General features: G+C 50.8%; 1 protein-coding gene. It reads right to left on the bottom strand.

The annotated features are described in order from the left end of the window. Nucleotides 1-256: 256 nt before the first annotated feature. Entirely contained in the window at nt 257-400 is a 144-nt protein-coding gene (locus LCI23_RS20730) for a hypothetical protein (RefSeq protein WP_224948281.1), read from the bottom strand. Nucleotides 401-419 lie beyond the last annotated feature (19 nt).

The raw sequence follows: 419 nt of genomic DNA, 5'->3' as shown, positions 1-419 counted from the left end.
GTAGAGGTACGGCAAAAAATCGATAGGAGACCAAGGGACAAGTTCCCGAAACATTAATCGCGGTTCACCGCACACATCCAACCGGCGTCGGTGCGAACATCGCAAAGGGCCAGCCCGGGACAGGCCCAAGCGCCTCTGCGTACCAGCTTTGCTCAATTTTCGATTGACGATTTAGCGGCTGCGATACTTGTTCGTACTTACCCGCTCCTCGGAAACGAACGCAAAGGAATTAATCCTATGCCGAGTGCAGCTGCTGTCAAACTGGCTTCACCTTTTTATCTACATACCATGCCCATATCACTGCGAAAAATAAAGCGCCCAACGCAGAGAGGACAACGACAATAGATCGTTGGGGCTTGAACTTTCGTTCAGGCTCAACCGCAGCATCAAGAACCTGGATTACTGCAGACGTTTTAGCT

Origin of the sequence: Massilia sp. MS-15, assembly GCF_020176695.1 — a bacterium.
GTDB lineage: Bacteria > Pseudomonadota > Gammaproteobacteria > Burkholderiales > Burkholderiaceae_D > Telluria > Telluria hydrophila.
This window is presented reverse-complemented; position numbering and strand designations above follow the sequence as displayed.